The organism is Streptomyces sp. NPDC002623 (assembly GCF_053592635.1).
This window is the reverse complement of record NZ_JBSFWB010000001.1, coordinates 248,404-270,395: the sequence shown is the minus strand read 5'-3', so window position 1 is coordinate 270,395 and position 21,992 is coordinate 248,404. Positions and strand designations below refer to the sequence as shown.

Below are 21,992 nucleotides of genomic sequence, written 5' to 3'. Positions count from 1 at the left end.
AACGATCGATCGGCCGCGACCCCTGAGAGGTGTGCCCGTGCCCGCGTTCGACCTGCCACTGCCGGAGCTGGAACACCACCGCCCCGAGCCTGCCGAGCCCGCCAACTTCGACGTGTTCTGGAGTGGAACCCTGAAGGAGGCCGACCAGCGGGACCCACTGGTGTCGGCGCATCCCGTCGAAACCGGTCTCCGTCTCTCAGAGACCTGGGACGTGACGTTCCGGGGCTTCGCGGGGGATCCGGTGCGGGCCTGGTTCAGCCGCCCGTCCGGCGTACGGAAACCGCTTCCGGCAGTTGTCGAGTACATCGGGTACGGACGCGGCCGCGGCCTCCCCCATGAGCGGCTGACCTGGGTGAACGCCGGGTATGCGCATCTGCTGATGGACAATCGCGGCCAGGGCGACCAGTACGGCGACGGGGGCGTCACGCCCGACCCGCATTCCGCCGCGCCCGGTGGCCCCGGGCCGGCCGTCCGCGGTCTCCTCGCTCCGCAGGACTACCACTATCGCCGTCTGATCACGGACGCGGTGCGTGCGGTGACGGCGGTCCGCACCTTGCCCGGCGTCGACCCCGCCCGCACAGTCGCCGTCGGAAACAGCCAGGGCGGCGGACTCGCCCTCGCGGTCGCGGGCCTCGTCCCCGACCTGGCCGCCGTCCTCGTCACGGCCCCGCTGCTGTGCGGCATCCGGCGTGCCCTCGACCTCACCGACGCGGGTCCGTACGGTGAGATCGCCGCGTACCTCTCCGTCCACCGCGGCACTGAAGAAGCCGCTTACCGCACGCTTTCCTACGTGGAGGGCGTCTCCTTCGCCCGCCGTGCCCACGCCCCGGCCCACTTCGGCACGGGCCTGCGCGACACGGTCTGTCCGCCGAGTGGGGCGTACGCCGCGTTCAACCGGTACGGAGAGCTGAGCGGCGTGGATCCCCGGAAGGAGATCCACGCGTATCCGTTCAACGGGCACGAGGGCGGCGAGGGCGAACAGGTGAGACGACAACTCCATTGGCTGCCCCAGCAGTTGACCGGCTGAGACCGGGCCCGACTCACTTCGCCGCCGGGCCCGACCCGCTTCACGCCGGGCCCGACTCACTTCACGCCGGGCCCGACTCACTTCACCGCCCGCCGGCGGCAACGACCCCCTCGTTCAGCTCCAGCCGCGAACCGGTGAACCGCGCGCGCATCCGTCGATCGTGGGTGACCAGCACCAGGGCCCCCGCGTAGCCGGTCAGCGCCTCCTCCAACTCCTCCACCAGGGACGGCGAGAGGTGGTTCGTGGGCTCGTCCAGCAGAAGCAGGTCCACCGGCTCGCTCACCAGCCGGGCGAGCTCGATCCTCCGTCGCTGCCCGTACGACAACTCACCGATGCGCAGCCCAAGTTGGCTAGGCTCGAACAGGCCGAGCGAGAGCAGCCGGTCGGCGTGTTCGTCCCGGTCGCCGGGGCGGCCGTGGGCGAACGCGGCCAGCACGCTCAGCCCGGGCGGCCACGGCACCCCCTCCTGCCGCAGGTGACCGACCCGGCCGGGAACGTCCGCCGTTCCCGTGTCCGGCCGCAGTTCACCGGCCAGGACGCGCAACAACGTGCTCTTGCCCGCGCCGTTGGGGCCGGTGACCAGCAGCCGTTCGGCAGCGCCGAGCCGTAGTGCCGACACGGCCAACCGGCCTTCCACGGACACGCCGTCGAGCAGGGCGGCCGGCCTGTCGCCGGTGTTGCCCGCGGTGTCGATGCGGGCGGCGAAGGTCAGCGGATCCGGCGGCGGCGACACTGGGCGCGCGGTGAGCCGCTCGGTCCGCTCCTTGGCATTGCGGATCCGGCTCATCGCGCCGTGAGCGCGACCCCGCGCACGGAAAGCGCCATGACCGAAGCCGGCCTTCGCCGACTTTCGCGGGATGGCGTCCAGGCGCGTCACGTTGGATTCGGCCAGCCGGCGGCTGCGGTCGAGCTCGGCCCGCCACTCGTCGTACTGCTGCTGCCGCCGACGGCGATCGGCAGCCTTGGCGACGAGGTAACCGGCGTAACCGTTTCCATGGCGGGTTACACGGCCCCCGTCCACTTCCAGGACAGTGGTGGTAAGCCGTTCCAGAAACACCCGGTCGTGGGTGACCGCGACAACGGTTCCACGATGGGCCCGCAGATGATCCTCGAGCCAGCCGACGGCCCGGTCGTCGAGGTCGTTGGTCGGCTCGTCGAGCAGCAGCAGCTCCGGGCGGGACGCCAGCGTTGCGGCCAGCGCCAGCCGTGACCGTTCACCGCCGGAGAGCGTGCCCAGACGCCGGTCCCGGGCGAGTCCCGGCAGACCGAGTCCATGCAGCGCGGTATCGACGCGGGTGTCCGCGCCGTAGCCTTCGCGCGCCTCGTAACGCGCGGTCAGTCGGGCGTACCTGGCCAGGGCAGCGTCGAGTTCGACGCCCTCGGCCGTCTCGGACAGGGAGGCCTCGGTGCGCCGCAGCGCCGCCTCGATCGCGCGCAGCTCGGTCAGCGCCAGGTCGACGGCGTCCTGGACCGTGGCCTTCGGGGACAGCCCCAGGGTCTGGGCGAGGTAACCGGTTCCGCCCGGCGCGACCACGGTGACCTCCCCGATGTCGGGACGTTCGTCGCCGGCGAGGAGACGGAGCAGCGTGGACTTTCCGGCCCCGTTGTCACCGATGACGCCGGCCTTCTCGCCGGGGGCGAGACTGAACGAGACCTGGTCGAGCACGGTGCGATCGTCGTAGCGCTTGGTGACGCCGTGCAGGGCAAGCTGTGCGGAGGTGGAGGAGTGGGAGGCATGGGAGGTGCGGGCGAGCGAGGTCGGCCGGTCTGCCAGGGATCGGCTCGAGGACGGCGAAGAGGTTGGCGCACGCATGGGGAAGCCCCTGTTCTCGGCCAAGCGGGAAAAGGCCGATGGAACGGATTCGAAAAGGAATCGGCGCGCCACGACGGCGGAGCGTTGCTCTACAACTGCGCTGCGCTCTGTTGCTGTGCGCTACAGCTGTGCTGTGTGCTGCAGCGGAAACAGTGCGCGATGGCGGAGCCTTGCTCTACGCGGTCGGGCGGGGGGCGATCACAGAGTTCCCATGGGCAGGACGGTATGCGACCGCGCTAGTACCGGGCAACGCGTTTTCGGCCGATGCTCGCCAACTCGGTTGGCCACTACACGGGTTGAGCCGATAGAGTCGGCATGCGTCATCGAGACAACGTTGTCGCGCACATGCACCTCCCGACCCGTGGCATCGCCCGGGCGGGGACACCCCGGACCGCCCCATTCCCCCCTTGGGGCCGGCCCGGCTCGCGGACCCGGTGGGCGCACGGCTCGCTGCCCACCGGGTCCGCCCAGAGCGGCTGTCGCTCAACCGACCCGACAGGGAAGGCTTATGGCACTGTCACCGCCCGAGCCGGAGACGACGTATCCGAACGTCGCACTCTGACCCGGACTCAACGAGCCGTTCCAGTCGGCGTTATGGACCATCACCGCCTGTCCGTTGTAAGTGGCGTTGCCGTTCCACAGGCTGACCACCGACTGGCCGGTCGGCAGCGTCCAGTCGACCATCCAGCCGAGCATCGGGACGTCGCCGGAGTTGGTGACGGTCACCTCGGACTGGTAGCCGCCGTTCCAGCTGTTGGTCGTCCTGCGGGTGGCGGTGCATGTGCCGGGGACGGGCTCGGTCGGGTTGCCCGGTTCGTGGATACCGGTTACCTCTCCGTTTCCCCCGTCGAAGACGATGTCCGAGCAGGAGTAGAAGGTCTCGGCGCTGTCGGAGCGCTGCCAGACCATGTAGATGATGTGCCGTCCGGACTTGTTGGCCGGGAGTTGGCCGGTCCAGGAGTAGTTGGCCTCGACCGTGCCCGGACTGCCGTTGAGCGGCGGGTGGTCGACGGAGAGGAAGGGCTGGTTCTCCATGTCGTCCCAGGTGAGGGTCCGGGTCGGGTCGAAGCCGTCCTTGGTGACATAGACGTAGAACCAACCCGGGTGTGCGGCCCAGGCGTTGTAGGAGAAGTCGACGGTCGCGCCCGAGGTGAGGTGGGTGAGCGGCCAGTCGCTGCGCGGCGCGTTGAATCCGGTGAAGTTGGCGTTGCCGCCGCTGCACAGCTGACCGTCCGACACGAAGCCGCGGGTGCGGCCCGCGCCGTCGGAGCGCAGCACGGAGAACCAGTTGTAGAACGGTGTGGTACCGCTTACCTGCTGCGCGTTCTTGCAGGCCGGGTTGACCGGCTTGATCTCACCGGTGTCGGTCAGTCCGTCCTGCCAGCACAGGAAGGTGCGGCTGCCGGGCTTCATGGGGGTGCCGTGAGCCTCGGCCTTGCCGCCGGTCGTGACGATCAGGCCGAGGGCCGGGACCGTGGCCAGCAGGGCCAGGAGGACGAGGAGGAGGGCTCGGGTGCGTAACCTGGATTTGGGTTCTGGCGTGATCATGACAGATGACATGGCGAATGAATCCGCCTTCCGTGTACGGACCGTGCATGCGTGGAGGCACTGCGGGTGCGGGTGAGGTTGCGGATGCGGTTGCGGATGCGCGAAGCGGGAGCGTCCCCGGCGCATGCCCGGCGGGTTCCGGTCCACCGGGCGCGAGCCGATGTGGGAGCGCTCCCACTTCACCTGTGGCGGAAGGTAGCGCCGTACGGCCCACTTGTAAACGGGCCTGTACGGCGCTTCTGTGCGGGTCCGTCCGTCAGTGGTGGTGCGGCGACGTCAGAAGGTGCTGGCGCAGGAGTTCCTTGCCGTAGTCGTTGCCGTTGGGCGTGCGGACCACGCAGTGCAGGTGCTGCTGGGTCGGGTCGCCGCCATTGGTCTCGCCGTAGAGCGAGCCGAACGCGAACGGCGACTGGCAGTCGACCTCGATCCAGATGACGGGACTCTGGATACGACAGTAGAAAGCGGATTCGGCGGCTGTACCGCCCATCCAGGCGAAGTAGGTCTCGCCGAGATGCTTCTTGATCTCGGACAGCTGGATTTTGGCGACGTCGTCCTTGGCCTTGCCGACGAAGAGCTCGACCAGCGTGAGCAGCGACTTGCGCTGGGCGGGGGTGAGCTCGGTGGCGAGGATGCCCTTGTACTCGACGACCGCGTTGTCGGTGAAGGCGCCGGCGGTGATCTCGTCGTTGTCCTTGTCGGACTTGAGGATCGCCGTCGACTGCTGGGTGGAGTCCAGGGAGTTGACGACGGCGAGCGCGGCCTTGATCTCCTGCTGCATCACCTCGGTCTTCGTGCCGTCGATCTCCATGGAGGTCGGCTCACAACCCCAGAAACAGGGGCTCATGACGACCTGGTCTCCGAGGACGAAGTAGTTGACGACGAGGTGGTGGCCGTCGAACTGGAAGCCCCACGGCTCGGTGGCGGAGGGCGTGCCCATGATCGTCCAGTAGTAGGCCTCGGCGTACTGGGTGTTGTTGACGGCCTCGCAGGCCGCCTTGTTGATCTTCCGCGTGAGCTGCGTTGTTTCCAGTCCCTGGGCGCTCAGTGCGGCCTTCAGCAGGGCTTCGCCGAGGGCGTTCTTCTCGTCGGAGAGGTCGGCGATGGAAACGCCCTGCCGGGAGTAGGCGTCGGTGTTGCTCCACAGCCGCCATTCGGTGGAGTGGATCGCGAACTGCGCGTCGGACTTCTCGCTGTCGCTCAGTCCGGCGAGGAAGGCCTTGGCGGCGGCGATCACCGGGGCGGTGGTGACCTTCTGCGAGTGGATCGTGTACAGGTCGTCGATCCGCTTGCCGTCGGTGGTGAGGCCGAAGAACTCCTCGGTGATGCCCTCGGTCGGCATCGCGCCGCCGGCCCCGCCGCCCGGTCCGCCGCTGGGCGCTCCGCTGGGGGAGGCGGAAGCGATGGCGTCCGCCGTGGCGGTGGTGTCGTCGGCCATCGCGGCCCAGGCGCCGGCGCCGCCCATGGTCGCGACGGCGGTGGCGCCGCTGGCGAGGAAAACCTTGCGCATGAAGTTTCGGCGATCGGCGTGAGCGCGTCGACCGGTGCCGTGCTGCGGTTCCGCCTGCGGTTCCAGTTTCCCGGTGGTGGAATCGGTCATCTCCGCTGGCTCCCTTCATCGTTGGCACGTCCGTGGCGGACTGCCGGGCGTGATGACTCTGCGAGCGGAAGCTGAGGGAAAGCTGAAGAGGCGCGTTCAGCGAAGCATGGTGCGGCGGCCGCTGCGCATACTGAGGGACATGGCCGTCTACGACTCGCTCGGTGGGACCTACGGCCGGACGCGGCGGCCCGATGCCCGGATCGCCGCGCGCGTTCGCGGCGCGCTCGCAGACTCCGTCGGCGTGATCAACGTCGGGGCTGGAACCGGTTCCTACGAACCGCCGGGGACGGTTCTCGCCGTCGAGCCCAGCGAGGTCATGATCGGACAGCGTCCGCCGGGGGCCGCGCCCGTCGTGCGTGCGGTCGCCGAGCGGCTTCCGGTGCGCGATGACGCCGCCGACGCCGTCATGGCGGTGCTGACCGTTCATCACTGGACCGATCCGGAGGCCGGGCTCGCCGAGCTGCGCCGGGTCGCCCGGCGTCGGGTCGTCGTCCTGACCTGGGACCAGTCGATCTACCGTGAGCGGCTCTGGCTCGTCCGTGAGTACCTTCCGCAGGCCGCTGCCTTCGACGACAGCCGTGCCGTTCCGATCGAGCGGTTGGCCGCTCTGCTCGGCGGGGCGCGTCAGGAGATCGTCCCGGTGCCGCACGACTGCACCGACGGATTCGGTGCGGCCTACTGGCGGCGGCCCCACGCCTACCTCGACCCGCAGGTGCGGGCCGGGATCTCGATGCTCGCCCAGTCCGGCGAGGACGCCCTCGCGCCCGGTCTGGCCGCGCTGGAGGACGATCTGGCGACCGGCCGTTGGCACGAACGGCACGCCGACCTGCTCGCTCTCGACGCGATCGACGTCGGCTACCGGCTCCTGGTGGCGGATGTCTGACCCGTGCTCGGCCGCTCGGGGCGGCGGCACGAGACGGACCCGCTCACGTTGTCGATCGCACCGCCTGCGTCTGTTTCTCCTGTCGTTTCCCTCCGGCCGCCCGTTCCACGGTGTTTCCTGCTCGCCGCGGAGCACACACGTCCACGGCAGGCCGGTTCGTCATCTCATCGCACCGACACCTGCGGGCTCCAGGTCAAGGTGTCCGCTCCTGTCTCCCCCGCAAGCGGCAGTTCCAGGAGGAACTCGGTGCGGCCCGGTTCGCTGTGGACGGCGATGTGGCCGCCGTGGGCCGCCGTGATCGCCGCGACGATGGCGAGGCCGAGCCCCGCGCCGCTGCCTGTGGTGGCGCGGGCCCGGGAGGCGTCGGCGCGGGTGAAGCGTTCGAAGACCGTCGGGAGGAGGTCGGCCGGAATGCCGGGTCCGTCGTCCCGGACGCGCACCACGCACATCCCCCGGCGTGCCTCCACCACGGCCACGACCCGGGTGCCCACAGGTGTGTGCACACGTGCGTTGGCCAGCAGGTTGGCCACCACCTGATGCAGCCGCGCCTCGTCGCCGAGAACCAGCGGCGCCTCGTCGAGGCACAGCTCCAGTTGCCAGTCGTGACCGCTGCCCGCGGCCCGGGCGTCCCACACCGCCTCGGCGGTCAGCGCGGCCATGTCCACTTCGAAGGACTGCAGGGGCCTGCCCTCGTCGAGCCGCGCGAGCAGCAGCAGGTCCTCCACCAGGCCTGTCATACGCGCAGATTCCGCCGTCACCCGCCGCCAGGCAAGACCGGGTTCGATGCGGTCCGTTCCCCGGTTCATCAGTTCCGCGTATCCGGCGATGGAGGCGAGCGGTGTGCGCAGTTCATGGCTGGCGTCGGCCAGGAAACGCCGCATGCGTTCCTCGCTGCGGCGCACGACCTCCTCGCTGCGCTGGCGTTCGGCGAGCGAGGATTCGACGTGGTCGATCATGCGGTTGAGGGCTGCTCCGACCTGGCCGGCCTCGCTGCCGGGATCGGTGTCTCGTTCGGGAACCCGGGTGAGACCGGTTACCTCGCCGCGGCACAGCGGGGCGTGCGAGACCTCGACGGCGGTGGCGGCGACCCTGCCGAGAGGGCGCAGCTGACGTCGTATGACCACCGCGCAGACACAGCCGGCCGCGGTCAGCCCGGCCGCCGCGACGACCGCTTCGATCGCCACCAGGCCGCTGATCATGTCTTGGACGTCGTCCATCGGGAGGCCGGTGAGGACCCGGACACCGTTGTCGTCGAGGGCGGTGATGCGGTAGGTGCCGAGGCCTGGAACCGTTCTCGTATGGAAGGAACTGTCGGCCCTGATGCCCGACAGGGCCGCGGTCTGTGCGGCGGTGAGGTTCTGCGGCGGGGCGTCCTGGCCGACGGTGGCCGCCGCGAGGACGCCGCCGTCGGTGTCGAGGCGGGCGGCGAGCATCCCCGCGGGGTGGCCGCTCTCGTTGAGGAAGGTCAGGTCGCCGGTGAGGTCCGGGTGGAGCGAGGCACCGCCGACGCTGCGCTCCGCGGCATTGGTGACCCGGTCGTCCAGATTGCCCAGCAGATAGGCGCGCTGGGCGAAGACCGTGGTGACGGCCATCGTCGCGCAGACGGCGACCAGGATGGCGGTGATGAAGATCAGGAGTCGGGTGCGCAGGGAACGGCCCCCGAGCCTGCGGACGTACGCCTCCGGCTCCCCGCGCACGCCCGCCGCCGGGCCGCTGCGGACGTTCGCCTCCGGACCCCCACGCTCACCCGCCGCCGGTCCACCGTGCGCGCCCGCCCTCGGGCCGCTGCGGATGCTCGTCTCCGGGCCGCTGCGGGCGCTCGTCTCCGGTCCTCCGCGCGTGCTCATCTCCCGTCCTCCACCGGCCTGATGGCGTATCCCAGCCCGCGCACGGTGTGGATCATGGGCGCGCGTCCACGGTCGATCTTGCGGCGCAGACTGGAGATGTACACCTCGACGAGGTTTCCGCCGCCGTCGAAGCAACTGCTCCACACCCGGTCGAGGATCTGCGCCTTGCTCAGCACCTGGCGCGGGTGTTCCATGAGCACGCTGAGCAGGTCGAACTCCTTGGCGGTGAGGGTGATCCGGGCACCGTCACGGTGCACCTCTCTGGACTCGGCGGCCATCATCAGGTCGCCGAGGACGCGGACGGAGTCGTCCGTGCGGGTCCGCTCGGCGCCGGAGCGGCGCAGCAGTCCGCGCAGCCGCAGCACGACTTCCTGGAGTGAAAACGGTTTCGTGACGTAGTCGTCGGCGCCGTTCTCCAGTCCGTCGAGGCGGTGCTCGACGGCGTCGCGGGCGGTGAGCATGAGGACGGGCAGCTCGGGGTTCTCGTACCGCAGGCGGCGCAGTACCTGGATGCCGTCCAGGTCGGGCAGCATCCCGTCGAGAACGACCGCGTGCGGGGCGCAGCGGCGCGCCTCGCGCAGCGCGCTCTGTCCGTCCGGCACCGGATAGGGGTGCCAGCCCGCCTCCGAGACGGCCACGGACAGCACTTCGGTGAGCGCGGGTTCGTCGTCGACGATCAGAACGCGAACGCGGCCGGATCGCAGCCCGTGGGTGCCAGTCATGTCCGGATTCTGTCCCGGTCAACTGAGGGAACCCTGTGTTCCGACTGAGCCCAAGCCGTGGGACCCGGCATGCGCGGCCGGACGGCACCCGTCCGCTACGCGTACGGAAACCGTCGTGAACGCTTATGGAAACATCCGGTCGGCTCGTGCGGAAACCACCGATCCACGCGTACGGCACCGTCGATCGTCGCGCACGACAGAGTTCGATGCCTTGGCCGAAACAGCATCGCCGACCGTCAACTCCCTTGGCCAATGCGAGCATTGGCACTCCCTGGCCACACGAATCCCTTGAGCCCCTTTCCGTGCAGCGCCCACTCTGATCACTGGCTTCCGCTCACCAGGCCGGAAGCGTTTTCAGCGTTCAGGGGAGGACGTCCACCCATGCGAAGACTCCATGCCCTCTGGGCCGTGGCAGGCGCGGCCGGGATGGTCGCGGGCGCGATCGCGCCCGCGGCGGCCGGTCCCGGGTCCCCGGCCACCGAGCCGGGCACCACCAGCCCGCAGAGTGTCACCACACCCGACACCCGACAGGGCGCCACGAGCACCCAGACCGTCACCCTCATCACCGGCGACACCGTCTCCCTCACCACGGGAGCGGACGGCAAGAACGCCGTCGACGTCCGGCGCGGCAAGGGCCGCGAGGCCGCCACCTTCCTGTCCAGTGAGAAGAACGGCGAGGTCAGCGTCCTGCCGACGGACGCGATCCCGCTCATCAAGGCGGGCCGCCTGGACGCCGCCCTGTTCAACGTCACCCAGTTGGTGAGTCAGGGCTACTCGGACGCGAAGACCGGCGCCACCCCCGTGATCGCCACGTACAGCAAGGGCAGCGCGACTCCTGAGGGTGCGCGCCGGACGCTCGCGCTGCCCGGGATCGACGGCGCCGCGCTGAGCGCGAAGAAGTCGACCGCCTTCTGGGCGGACATCGCCCCGGTCCTCGGCACCGAGCCCACCGCGAAGGCGGCGCGGCAGCTGGGTGAGGGTATCGACAAGATCTGGCTGGACGCTCAGGTGAAGGCGTCCCTCGATGTGAGCGTGCCGCAGATCGGCGCGCCCGAGGTGTGGCAGGCCGGCTACGACGGCAAGGGCGTGAAGGTCGCGGTCCTGGACACGGGGGTGGACGCCGGGCATCCGGACCTGGCCGGGAAGATCGCCGAGTCGCAGAGCTTCGTACCGGACCAGGCGGTGCAGGACGGCCACGGCCACGGCACCCACGTCGCGTCCACGATCGTCGGCTCGGGCGCCGCCTCGGACGGCAGGCGCAAGGGGGTCGCTCCGGGCGCGCAGCTGCTGATCGGCAAGGTGTTGGGCAACGACGGCCGTGGCCAGACCTCCTGGATCCTGAGCGGCATGGAGTGGGCGGCGCACTCCGGTGCGAAGATCGTCTCCATGTCGCTGGGCGGTACGGCGACCGGCCCCTCCGACGTGCTCAGTGAGACCGTCGACGAGCTGTCCGCGTCCACCGGCACCCTCTTCGTGATCGCGTCGGGCAACGCGGGCCCGGGCGAGCAGACCGTGGGCACCCCGGGCATCGCCGACTCGGCTCTGACGGTGGGCGCGGTCGACAAGTCCGACAAGCTGGCCTCGTTCTCCAGCCGCGGTCCGCGCCTCGGCGACTCCGCGGTCAAGCCGGAGATCACCGCGCCGGGCGTGGCCATCACCGCGGCCCGCGCCGCCGGCACCAGCATGCCCGGCGGCACGCCCGTCGACGACTACTACACGACGGCGAGCGGCACGTCGATGGCGACCCCGCATGTCGCGGGTGCGGCGGCGCTGGTCGCGCAGGCCCATCCGGACTGGACGGGCGAGCAGATCAAGCAGTCCCTGGCCAGCACCGCGAAGACGAACGACGTCAACTCCGTGTTCGAGCAGGGCGACGGCCGGGTCGACGCCGTACGGGCCGTCGGGCAGGGCGTGTTCGCGACCTCGGCGCTGAGCTTCGGCAAGTTCGAGGACGGCGACACGGAAGTCGTCGGCAAGGACATCACGTACACCAACACCACTGACAAGGCGGTGGAGTTGACGATCTCGTCCACCCTCGCCGCAGCCGCCCCGGGTGCCGCTACGGTCACCGTCCCCGCCAAGGGCACCGCCACGGTCCCGGTCACGGTCGACCCGGCGGCGCAGGCCCAGGGCCGGTACACGGGCCACGTCACGGCGACCGCCGACGGCATCGAGGTCACCACGGCCGTCGGCTTCGAGAAGGCGCCGAAGACCCACGACCTCAAGGTCTCCCTCCTGGGCCGCGACGGCAAGGCTCCCACCGGAGGCTCGATCTACACGCTCATGGAGCTGAACAGCGCCTACCCGGACGAGTACGGCTTCCTCGGCACCGGCTGGACCTGGCAGGTCCCGGCCGGCACCTACGCGATCTCGACCTGGATCCCGGACCGTGACGCGGGCGGGACGGCCGTCGGCACCTCGGTCGTGTCCAGCCCCGAGATCAAGGTGGGCGGGGACACGGAGGTCGTCCTCGACGCCCGCAAGGCGGTGGAGATCAAGCCGAAGACCAAGCAGGACTCCGAGTTCAAGGGCTTCAGCACCAATGTGCACCGCGAGGGGCCGGGCAACGCCTGGGGGCTCACCTACAGCCAGGGCTTCTGGACCGACCACGTCTATGTGTCGCCGACCGAGCAGGTCACCCAGGGCTCCCTGGAGTTCTCCGCCAAGTTCCGGCTGTACGAGAAGGAGTTGACGGCGAGCGTCACCAGCCCGGAGAAGACCGAGCTGTCCTCGCTCTACTACTCCCAGACGTACAACGACTTCCCGTTGAAGATCAGCGGTGACCACAAGGTCCGGGCGGTGGACGCGGGCGGCGGTACCGAGGCCGACTTCGCGGGGCTCGACGTCAAGGGCAAGGTCGCCGTCGTCAAGGTGGGCGCCACGGATCGCGCACAGAGCGCTCTGGACAACGCGACCAAGGCCGGGGCGGGTTACCTCATCGTGTACCGCGACAAGCCCGGTTTCTGGATCGAGGCCGTGGACCGCGCGACGACCGTCCCGCTGATGATCGCCACTGGCGAAGAGGGCGCGAAGCTCACCGGCCTGCTGAAGACCGGCAAGAAGGTCACACTGAAGCTGAGCGGCACGCCGGTCAGTCCGTACGTCTACAACGTGCTCGTCGCGCAGAGCGGTTCCATCTCCGCGGACCAGACGTACAGCCTGGACAAGTCCAACACGGTGAAGCGGCACGCCCGTTACTACGGTGCGACGGCCGGCGAGATCGGCGCGGACGCCCTGTACACCTTCCGCCCCTGGCAGCTCTTCGGCATCGAGAGCAGCGTCTACACGCAGCTGGGCACGGAACGCGACGAGTACTACTACGTCGACCCCGACACCCGTACCTGGCACGTTGTCTATCCGAACTGGAACACGTTCAGGGGCCAGTGGAGCCCGCTGCGGACCTTCACCGAGGCGGGCACGGAGAGGACGACGGAGAACTGGCTGCGCCAGGCCATCCGCCCGGGAACCAGTGAGGAGTACGGCCTCTCCGAGCGCACCGGCGACAAACTCACCATGTCGGTGGCGGAGTTGACCGACTCCACGCCGGGCCACTACGGCTACATCGACGGCACCGACAACACCGCGAAGGGAAAGCTCTACGCGGACGGGCAACTGGTCGGCGACTCGCTGCTCGGCGGGTACGGCGTCTTCAATGTGGCGGCGGACAAGGCCTCTTACCGCTTCGACCTGGATGTGCAGCGCCGGGCGGCCTGGGCCAAGTACTCCACGAGCACGCACACCGAGTGGACCTTCGCCTCGGCGCACACCGACACCTCGTCGGCACTGCCGCTGCTCACCGTCGGCATCGCCCCGAAGGGGCTCGATCTCCTCAACCGCGCTGACAGCAAGCGGGAGTTGGAGGTCGCTCTGCCCGTCGCCGACCAGCTGGGGAGCGTGAAGGCGAGCAGTCTGAAGGCCTGGGTCTCCTTCGACGACGGCACCTCCTGGAAGGAAGTGCGGGTCAAGAACAGCAAGGCGGGGTTCAAGGCCGCGAAGGGCGCCGAGTCGGTGTCTCTGCGGGTGCGCGCCGCCGACCGGGCCGGCAACGCGATCGACCAGACCGTGCTGCGGGCGTTCGGCCTGAAGTAACCACCGAAGCAACTCCCGTCGCGTGTGCCTCGGTCTTAACAAAGATCCTCTAGCGTGCCGAGTCATGGTGAACACGGCATATGGCACTGCGGGGCGGACCCCTGCCGCGAGCCCTTGGGCCGCGGTGGGGGTCTCTGCTTTCGACGAGCTGGTGTACCAGGCGGTCCTGAATCAACCCGACGCGGGCGCGGCCGGCTGGGCGCTGCTGACCGGTGCTTCTCCGGGCCGGGTCCGCGAGTCCTGCAACCGGCTGCTGGAGCTCGGTCTGCTGCAACCGCCCGACTCCATGGGCGGGTTACGCGCGGTGGACCCGCGGGTGGCGATCCGCGCGCTGATCCGGCAGCGGGAGACGGAGTCCGAGCTGCTCGCCGCCACCGCCGAGGAGATGGCGACCTCGTACGAGGCGGGGCTGCTGCGGGAGGAGCCGTCCCGGCTGGTCGAGGTGGTGTCCGGGGAGGGCGCCAACGCGGCCCGGCTGGAGGAGCTGTACGCGCGCGCCGAGCACGAGGTGTGCGTCTTCGACACTCCCCCGTATCTGGCCCCGCGCACCCCGCAGTTGGACCTTCAGTCCGATCTGCTCAGCCGCGGGATCGTGTACCGCACGGTGTACGCGGCGACCGCCCTGGAGGATCCCGACGTCCTCTTCCACGCCTGGAAGATGGTCGAACTCGGCGAGCAGGCCCGGGTGTTGCCCTCGGTGCCGGTCAAGTTGCTGCTGGTCGACGGGCGTCGGGCGATGCTTCCGCTGACCTCGTTCGAGGCGGGCGGCTACTGCTCCGCGGTCGTGCGGCACTCGGCGGTGACCGATGCGCTGCAGAAGCTCTTCGACCTGGCCTGGCAGCAGGCGACGCCACTCGGCCAGGGCGTCGGCGAGGGTGAACTCTCCGAGGGCGAGCGGACGTTGATCCGGTTGCTGGCGGCCGGGATGAAGGACGAGGCGGTGGCCCGTCATCTGGGGGTGAGTCTTCGGACCCTGCGGCGACGGGTGAGCGAGGTGCAGGACCGGCTGGGGGCGGCGAGCCGTTTTCAGCTGGGGGTACGGGCCGCTCAGCGGGGCTGGGTGTAGCCGGGTGCAGGGGTAGGGGCACGCGAAGGGCCGCACCCCCCGGAGCGGGGAGTGCGGCCCGACTGCCGTACCGGATCGCCTACTTGCGGATCAGGTTGCGCAGCACGTACTGCATGATGCCGCCGTTACGGTAGTAGTCGGCCTCACCGGGGGTGTCGATGCGGACGACCGCGTCGAACTCGACGCCCGTGTCGGTGGTGACCTTGACCGTGCGCGGGGTGGTGCCGTTGTTGAGCTCGGTGACGCCCGTGATGGAGAAGGTCTCCTCGCCGGTGAGTCCGAGGGACTCGGCGTTCGCGCCCTCCGGGTACTGGAGCGGGAGCACGCCCATGCCGATGAGGTTCGAGCGGTGGATGCGCTCGTACGACTCGGTGATGACGGCCTTGACGCCGAGGAGGGCGGTGCCCTTGGCGGCCCAGTCGCGGGAGGAGCCGGAGCCGTACTCCTTGCCGGCCAGGATGACCAGCGGGATGCCCTGCTCGATGTAGTTGCGCGAGGCGTCGTAGATGAACGACACGGGCGCGTCGGCCTGGGTGAAGTCGCGGGTGTAGCCGCCCTCGGTGCCCGGCGCGATCTGGTTGCGCAGGCGGATGTTGGCGAACGTACCGCGGATCATGACCTCGTGGTTGCCACGGCGGGAACCGTACGAGTTGAAGTCACGACGCTCGACACCGTGCTCGGTGAGGTACTTGCCGCCGGGCGTGTCGGCCTTGATCGCACCGGCCGGGGAGATGTGGTCGGTGGTGACCGAGTCGCCCAGCTTGGCGAGGACGCGGGCGCCGGCGATGTCCGAGACCGGGGTGGTCTCCATCGTCATGCCCTCGAAGTAAGGGGGCTTGCGGACGTACGTCGACTGCGGGTCCCACTCGAAGGTGTTGCCCTCGGGGATCGGCAGGGCCTGCCACTGGGCGTCGCCCGCGAAGACGTCGGAGTAGGACTTGGAGAACATGTCCTCGCCGATGGCGTTCGCCACGACGTCGTTGACCTCGGCCTCGGTGGGCCAGATGTCGGTCAGGTAGACCGGCTTGCCCTCCTGGTCCGTGCCCAGCGCGTCACGCGTGATGTCCACCTTCATGGAGCCCGCGAGGGCGTACGCGACGACCAGCGGCGGGGAGGCCAGGTAGTTCATCTTGACGTCGGGGTTGATCCGGCCCTCGAAGTTACGGTTGCCGGAGAGGACCGAGGTCACGGCCAGGTCGTGGTCGTTGACGGCCTTGGAGACCTCCTCCGGCAGCGGGCCGGAGTTGCCGATGCAGGTGGTGCAGCCGTAGCCGACGAGGTTGAAGCCGACCTTGTCGAGGTAGGGGGTGAGGCCCGCCTTGTCGAAGTAATCGGTTACGACCTTCGAGCCCGGGGCGAGGGTGGTCTTGACCCAGGGCTTGCGGGTCAGGCCCTTCTCCACGGCCTTCTTCGCGACGAGCGCGGCGGCGACCATGACGTACGGGTTCGAGGTGTTGGTGCAGGAGGTGATGGCCGCGACCGTCACCGCGCCGTGGTCGATCTCGTAGGTGGAGCCGTCGGGGGCGGTCACCGTGACCGGGTTCGACGGGACGCCGTTGGAGGCGGCCGGGGAGTCGGAGGCCGGGAAGGACTCCTTGCCCGCCTCGTCGTCGTCGGCGACGTAGTTGCGGACGTCGCTCTTGAACTGCTCGGCGGCGTTGGCGAGGACGATACGGTCCTGCGGGCGCTTCGGGCCGGCGATGGAGGGAACGACGGTCGAGAGGTCGAGCTCCAGCTTCTCCGAGAAGTCCGGCTCGGCGGCCGGGTCCAGCCAGAGACCCTGCTCCTTGGCGTACGCCTCGACGAGCGCGAGCTGCTGCTCGGAGCGGCCGGTGAGCTTGAGGTACTTGATGGTCTCGCCGTCGATCGGGAAGACCGCCGCGGTGGAGCCGAACTCCGGCGACATGTTGCCGATGGTGGCGCGGTTCGCGAGGGAGGTGGCGGCGACGCCCTCGCCGTAGAACTCGACGAACTTGCCGACCACGCCGTGCTTGCGGAGCATCTCGGTGATGGTCAGCACGAGGTCGGTGGCGGTGGTGCCGGGGGTGAGCTCACCGGTCAGCTTGAAGCCGACGACGCGCGGGATGAGCATCGAGACCGGCTGGCCGAGCATCGCGGCCTCGGCCTCGATGCCGCCGACGCCCCAGCCGAGGACGCCGAGGCCGTTGACCATGGTGGTGTGCGAGTCGGTGCCGACGAGGGTGTCGGGGTACGCCTGGCCGTTACGGACCATGATCGTGCGCGCCAGGTGCTCGATGTTGACCTGGTGGACGATGCCGGTGCCCGGCGGGACGACCTTGAAGTCGTCGAACGCGGTCTGGCCCCAGCGCAGGAACTGGTAGCGCTCACGGTTGCGGCCGTACTCCAGCTCGACGTTCTGCGCGAAGGCGTCGTGCGTGCCGAACTTGTCGGCGATGACGGAGTGGTCGATGACCATCTCGGCCGGCGAGAGCGGGTTGACCTTGTCCGGGTCGCCGCCGAGGGCCTTGACGGCCTCACGCATGGTGGCGAGGTCCACGACACAGGGCACGCCGGTGAAGTCCTGCATGATCACGCGGGCCGGCGTGAACTGGATCTCCTGGCTGGGCTGCGCCTGCGAGTCCCAGCCGCCGAGGGCCCGGATGTGGTCGGCGGTGATGTTCGCGCCGTCCTCGGTGCGGAGCAGGTTCTCCAGCAGCACCTTCAGGCTGTACGGAAGGCGAGCCGAGCCTTCCACCTTGTCCAGCCGGAAGATCTCGTACGACTCGTCGCCCACGCTGAGCGTGCTACGGGCGTCGAAGCTGTTCGCCGACACGACAGTCTCCTTCATTGATGTGCGCGTACCACCGCATCCTGCCGCCACGCGGGCTTGGCCGATCCGCTGAGGTCAGGCTAAGTTAGGTAACCCTTACCAGGGTGGCGGCTGCGGTGCGCCTCGGCAGATATCTCGATGTCGAGATAACTCTAGTACACGAGGGCTGAATGGTCATGCCCGGGCTCGCTGCCACTCCCGGCGAAAGCCTGATTCCGCGCTCCGGGTGCCATGCTCCCGCCATGTCGGGGTAGCCGGGACAAGAGCGAACAGGCTCCCGACGATGGAGACCCGATGCCCCTCACCTTCCGCAAGAGTTTCCGCATCCTCCCCGGCGTGCGGCTGAACATCGGCCGACGGTCGTGGTCGATCACCACAGGCGGCGGACGGCACGGTCCGCGCCATACGCACAGCAGCACCGGACGTCGTACGACATCGGTTGATTTGCCCGGACCTTTCGGATGGCGCCGCACCCGTAACGCCAAACGGCGTTGACGGGACGTCACCCGAACGGACCCCCCAAGAGGTGCGATCTCATATCTGAGATAACCTCAGCCACATGGCAGACGACTACCTCGTACGCATCGGCAAGCTCATCCGTGACGCCCGGCAGCACCGGGGCTGGACACAGGCACAGCTGGCCGAGGCGCTCGGAACCAGCCAGAGTGCCGTCAACCGCATCGAGCGGGGCAATCAAAACATCAGCCTTGAGATGATCGCTCGAATCGGTGAAGCCCTGGAAAGCGAAATCGTCTCTCTGGGCTACGCGGGACCGATGCACCTGCGAGTGGTGGGCGGCCGCCGGCTGTCCGGCGCGATCGACGTGAAGACCAGCAAGAACGCGTGCGTCGCCCTGCTGTGCGCCTCGCTGCTCAACCAGGGGCGCACGGTGCTGCGCCGGGTCGCCCGTATCGAGGAGGTCTACCGCCTGCTCGAGGTCCTCAACTCCATCGGTGTACGGACGCGTTGGATCAACGACGGCGTCGATCTGGAGATCGTGCCGCCGGCCGAGCTGGACATGGCGGCCATCGACGCCGAGGCCGCCGTGCGCACCCGTTCGATCATCATGTTCCTCGGTCCGCTGCTGCACCGCATGAACCACTTCAGGCTGCCGTACGCCGGCGGCTGCGACCTGGGCACACGGACCATCGAGCCGCACATGATCGCGCTGCGCCGATTCGGACTCGAGGTCGCGGCGACGGAGGGGCAGTACCACGCCATCGTCGACCGCGCCGTCCGCCCGGACCGGCCCATCGTGCTGACCGAGCGCGGGGATACGGTTACCGAAAACGCGCTGCTCGCGGCCGCCCGGTATGACGGTGTAACCGTTATCCGCAACGCGTCTTCCAACTACATGGTCCAGGACCTGTGTTTCTTCCTGGAGGCGCTCGGCGTCAGGGTCGAGGGCATCGGCACCACCACGCTCACCGTGCACGGCGTGCGCAACATCGACGTCGACGTGGACTACTCGCCCTCCGAGGACCCGGTCGAGGCCATGAGCCTGCTGGCCGCCGCCGTCGTCACGGAGTCGGAGCTGACGGTGCGCCGGGTGCCCATCGAGTTCCTGGAGATCGAGCTGGCGGTCCTGGAGGAGATGGGCCTCGACCACGACCGCACGCCGGAGTACCCGGCCGACAACGGTCGCACCCGGCTGGTGGACCTCACGGTCCGGCCTTCCAAGCTGGAGGCGCCGATCGACAAGATCCATCCGATGCCGTTCCCCGGCCTGAACATCGACAACGTCCCGTTCTTCGCGGCCATCGCGGCCGTCGCGCAGGGCAAGACCCTCATCCACGACTGGGTCTACGACAACCGCGCGATCTACCTGACGGACCTCAACCGGCTCGGCGGGCGGCTCCAGCTCCTCGACCCGCACCGGGTGCTGGTCGAGGGGCCGACGCGCTGGCGGGCCGCCGAGATGATGTGCCCGCCGGCCCTGCGCCCCGCCGTGGTCGTCCTGCTGGCGATGATGGCGGCCGAGGGCACGTCGGTGCTGCGCAACGTGTACGTCATCAACCGCGGTTACGAGGACCTGGCGGAGCGGCTGAACTCCATCGGGGCGCAGATCGAGATCTTCCGGGACATCTGAGCGCACGACTGAAGGGCGCCGCCGCACCTGGCTTCACCTGCACGAATGCGGGTCCGACGGGGTGCTGCGGCGCCGGTGGGACGGTGTCGGGACGAATCCGGGCGGGGGCGGCGGCAAGGGGGCGCCCGTGGGGGCGGTCGCGTAGACGTAGGCGTCGGGGCGCAGGGCGACGGTGGCCGCGCGGTGTTCGGCGAGCCAGGACAGCAGAACGCCGTCGCTGTCGACGAGGGTGCCCTCCCCGGGGCGGGATCCTGCGGGTGTGACGGTGAGCGAGGGGACGTCCCACAGCGGCTGGGGGGTGGCTGTACGCGCGTGCAGCAGCAGCCAGCCGCCGTCGAGCGCGTCGTCCAGCCGTACGCGTGCCCCGTCGGGTGCGGTGACCCAGGGCTGCGGGATCTGGCGGCCGGACCCGCGGGTGCGCGGGCCGGCCTGGAGGCCGGTGCCGTAGCGGGCGACGGGGATCCAGTGGGAGTCCTGCAGCCACTGGGCCAGGCCCGGCACACGGCTCAGGACCGGAAGCACGGTGTCGCGCAGCCGGGTGACCGGACGCCGCCGTTCGGTGATGATCCGGCCGACGAACACCGTCCGTTCGGTGACCTCCTTGACGTGCGGTTTGCGTTCGGCCTCGTAGGAGTCGAGGACGGTCTCGGGCAGTTCGCCGCGCAGCACGGCGGCGAGCTTCCAGCAGAGGTTGGCCGCGTCCCGCACCCCGGCGGCCATGCCCTGGCCGATCCACGGCGGCATGGCGTGCGCGGCGTCGCCCGCCAGGAAGACCCTGCCGGCCCGGAAGCGGGCGGCGAAGCGGACGTGGTGGCTGTACACGGTGGCCCGCAGGATCTTGATGCTGTCCCTGCCGATCCCGTACCGCCCGACCATCGCGTGGATGGCTTCCTCGGTGGTCAGGTACGTCTCGTCGTCGCCGGGCAGGACGGGGAACTCCCAGCGGTGATGGCCGAGCGGGGTCGGGCAGTCGACCGCCGGGCGCGCGGGGTCGCAGCGGAAACGCAGCCGGTCGTGGTCCGGCCACGGCTTGAGCATCTCGGTGTCGACGACCACCCAGCGGTCCTCGTACGTCCGCCCCTCGTAGCCCACGTCGAGCTGCGATCGGATCGGGCTGGATCCGCCGTCGGCGGCGATGACGTAGGAGGCGCGCAGACGTCGTACGGAATCGGAGTCGGCGTCGGCTTCGGCGTCGGCGTCGGAGTCGGAGTCGACTTCGGCTTCGGCTTCGGCTTCGGCTTCGGCTTCGGCCACCGTCAGGTCGACGCCTTCCGCGTCCTGTTGCACCCGCAGGCACTCGTGCCGGAGCAGCACTTCCACGTTCGGGTAGCGGGCCACGCCCTCGCGCAGGACCTGCTCCAGCGCGGGCTGGTAGAGGAACATCTGCGGCGGATGGCCGTGCCCGCGCGGCGTGGGGCGGGCCCGGATGAAGGTACGGCCACGCGCGTCCACGAACTCCACGGGCCGCTCGGCCAGCATGTCCTGCTTCAGCCGTTCGGCCAGGCCGACGCGCTGCCAGATCCGCAGCACCTCCTCGTCGGTGGAGATGGCACGGGCGCGGGAGAACACCTCGGCGTCGCGTTCCAGGACGACGACGTCGAGGCCCATCGCGCCCAGCAGGTTCGCGGCCGTGACGCCCGTCGGCCCGTAGCCGACCACGGCCACGTCGTAGGCGCCGTCCTCGGCTCTCGTCTCACTCACCCGGCCACCTCACCGATAAACCCTATAATGACGATTTTCCCTCTTACGAGACGTTTGCGACGGTTGGCGCGACGGTGACAGTAGGTTCGACGCCGGAGCGGAGCAAGTGCCGAAGCACGGGCAGGAGAAGGGTGTCGGATGACCAAGCCGCAGGCGCCGCGCACGCAGCGGGCGAACGGAGCCCAGTCGCGGCAGCGCATCCTCGACGCCGCCGTGGAGATCGCGGGCGAGCGCGGGTACGAGGGCACGTCCATCGCGGCGGTCAGCGCCAAGTGCGGACTGCCCGCCAGTTCGATCTACTGGCACTTCAAGGACAAGGACGACCTCATCGCCGCGGTCGTCGAACGCGGCTTCACGACCTGGCTCGCGGCACTGGAGTCCCCGGGCACAGCACCGGGCACAGCACCGGGCACAGCGCCGGGCACCCCGCTCGAACAGGTCGGATTCATGGCGGCGAACGTGACCAGGACGCTTGTCGCCGCGCCCGACTTCCTGCGCCTGGGCCTCATGCTCGGCCTGGTGCGGTGCCCTGCCGAGCGCCGCGGGCGCACCGTGTTCCTTCAGATGCGCGACATCGCTTGCCGGAAGACGACCGAATTCATCCGGACTCTGTTCCCGGACCTGGACGAGAAGGCCGTACGCAACCTCGCCACCTATGCCATGGCCGGTGCCGACGGCCTGTTCCTGCAGCGGGAGCTGACCGGCGACTCCGCCGATCTGGTGGAGATGCTCCAGTTGCACGCACGACTGGTCCACGACGCGGCGGCCCGCATGGCAGCGGGGAGCAGTGCCTGACCGGCTCCCCGCACCGGCTGAGGA

14 protein-coding genes are annotated in these 21,992 nt (G+C 69.5%); 7 read left to right on the top strand and 7 right to left on the bottom strand.

The features are described 5' to 3' along the window. The first annotated feature begins 37 nt into the window (after nucleotides 1-37). The gene (locus ACWD4O_RS01045) at nucleotides 38-1,027 is read left to right on the top strand and encodes an acetylxylan esterase (RefSeq protein WP_451276133.1); all 990 of its coding nucleotides are present in this window, start codon (nucleotides 38-40) and stop codon (nucleotides 1,025-1,027) included. 82 nt (nucleotides 1,028-1,109) lie between these two features. Here the strand turns inward: ACWD4O_RS01045 and ACWD4O_RS01040 are convergent, their stop codons facing one another. The 3 genes from ACWD4O_RS01040 to ACWD4O_RS01030 form a co-directional block, all read right to left on the bottom strand. Beyond that, nucleotides 1,110-2,840 (bottom strand): TlrC/CarA/OleB/SrmB family ABC-F type ribosomal protection protein, encoded by a 1,731-nt coding sequence (locus ACWD4O_RS01040; RefSeq protein WP_451276131.1) that lies wholly within the window; start codon nucleotides 2,838-2,840, stop codon nucleotides 1,110-1,112. Nucleotides 2,841-3,323: 483 nt separating this feature from the next. Beyond that, nucleotides 3,324-4,388: a lytic polysaccharide monooxygenase auxiliary activity family 9 protein gene (locus tag ACWD4O_RS01035; protein WP_451276129.1), complete on the bottom strand. Its 1,065-nt coding sequence runs from the start codon at nucleotides 4,386-4,388 to the stop codon at nucleotides 3,324-3,326. A gap of 256 nt (nucleotides 4,389-4,644) precedes the next feature. Then, nucleotides 4,645-5,985 (bottom strand): DUF3500 domain-containing protein, encoded by a 1,341-nt coding sequence (locus ACWD4O_RS01030; RefSeq protein ID WP_451276127.1) that lies wholly within the window; start codon nucleotides 5,983-5,985, stop codon nucleotides 4,645-4,647. A 139-nt stretch (nucleotides 5,986-6,124) separates the two neighbouring features. Between ACWD4O_RS01030 and ACWD4O_RS01025 the strand changes: the two genes are divergently transcribed. Then, nucleotides 6,125-6,868, top strand: coding sequence for a class I SAM-dependent methyltransferase (locus ACWD4O_RS01025; RefSeq protein ID WP_451276125.1), 744 nt, complete (start codon nucleotides 6,125-6,127; stop codon nucleotides 6,866-6,868). A 164-nt stretch (nucleotides 6,869-7,032) separates the two neighbouring features. On the opposite strand, the gene ACWD4O_RS01020 is transcribed toward ACWD4O_RS01025, so the two are convergent. Beyond that, nucleotides 7,033-8,460, bottom strand: a complete 1,428-nt coding sequence (locus ACWD4O_RS01020; protein ID WP_451276715.1) for a HAMP domain-containing sensor histidine kinase — start codon at nucleotides 8,458-8,460, stop codon at nucleotides 7,033-7,035. Nucleotides 8,461-8,711: 251 nt separating this feature from the next. Further along, nucleotides 8,712-9,437: a response regulator transcription factor gene (locus ACWD4O_RS01015; RefSeq protein WP_451276123.1), complete on the bottom strand. Its 726-nt coding sequence runs from the start codon at nucleotides 9,435-9,437 to the stop codon at nucleotides 8,712-8,714. Nucleotides 9,438-9,818: 381 nt separating this feature from the next. Here ACWD4O_RS01015 and ACWD4O_RS01010 point away from each other — a divergent pair, with 381 nt between their 5' ends. Together ACWD4O_RS01010 and ACWD4O_RS01005 are read left to right on the top strand one after the other, a co-directional pair. Further along, nucleotides 9,819-13,526, top strand: a complete 3,708-nt coding sequence (locus ACWD4O_RS01010; RefSeq protein ID WP_451276121.1) for a S8 family peptidase — start codon at nucleotides 9,819-9,821, stop codon at nucleotides 13,524-13,526. A gap of 124 nt (nucleotides 13,527-13,650) precedes the next feature. Continuing rightward, nucleotides 13,651-14,592, top strand: a complete 942-nt coding sequence (locus tag ACWD4O_RS01005) for a helix-turn-helix transcriptional regulator (RefSeq protein ID WP_450945364.1) — start codon at nucleotides 13,651-13,653, stop codon at nucleotides 14,590-14,592. 79 nt (nucleotides 14,593-14,671) lie between these two features. On the opposite strand, the gene acnA is transcribed toward ACWD4O_RS01005, so the two are convergent. Beyond that, nucleotides 14,672-17,386, bottom strand: coding sequence for an aconitate hydratase AcnA (acnA, locus tag ACWD4O_RS01000; protein WP_451276118.1), 2,715 nt, complete (start codon nucleotides 17,384-17,386; stop codon nucleotides 14,672-14,674). Between the two features lie 291 nt (nucleotides 17,387-17,677). Between acnA and ACWD4O_RS00995 the strand changes: the two genes are divergently transcribed. Together ACWD4O_RS00995 and ACWD4O_RS00990 are read left to right on the top strand one after the other, a co-directional pair. Continuing rightward, on the top strand, nucleotides 17,678-17,878 hold the full coding sequence (locus tag ACWD4O_RS00995) for a DUF4236 domain-containing protein (RefSeq protein WP_451276116.1): 201 nt from the start codon (nucleotides 17,678-17,680) through the stop codon (nucleotides 17,876-17,878). Between the two features lie 64 nt (nucleotides 17,879-17,942). After that, nucleotides 17,943-19,472, top strand: coding sequence for a helix-turn-helix domain-containing protein (locus ACWD4O_RS00990; RefSeq protein WP_451276114.1), 1,530 nt, complete (start codon nucleotides 17,943-17,945; stop codon nucleotides 19,470-19,472). Nucleotides 19,473-19,505: 33 nt separating this feature from the next. Here ACWD4O_RS00990 and ACWD4O_RS00985 read toward each other — a convergent pair whose 3' ends face one another. Then, a complete protein-coding gene (locus ACWD4O_RS00985) occupies nucleotides 19,506-21,173 on the bottom strand; it encodes a bifunctional 3-(3-hydroxy-phenyl)propionate/3-hydroxycinnamic acid hydroxylase (RefSeq protein ID WP_451276112.1) in 1,668 nt (555 codons plus the stop codon). Between the two features lie 138 nt (nucleotides 21,174-21,311). Between ACWD4O_RS00985 and ACWD4O_RS00980 the strand changes: the two genes are divergently transcribed. Beyond that, nucleotides 21,312-21,968 carry a TetR/AcrR family transcriptional regulator gene (locus ACWD4O_RS00980; RefSeq protein WP_451276110.1) on the top strand — a complete coding sequence of 219 codons (657 nt, stop codon included), beginning with the start codon at nucleotides 21,312-21,314 and terminating at the stop codon, nucleotides 21,966-21,968. Nucleotides 21,969-21,992 lie beyond the last annotated feature (24 nt).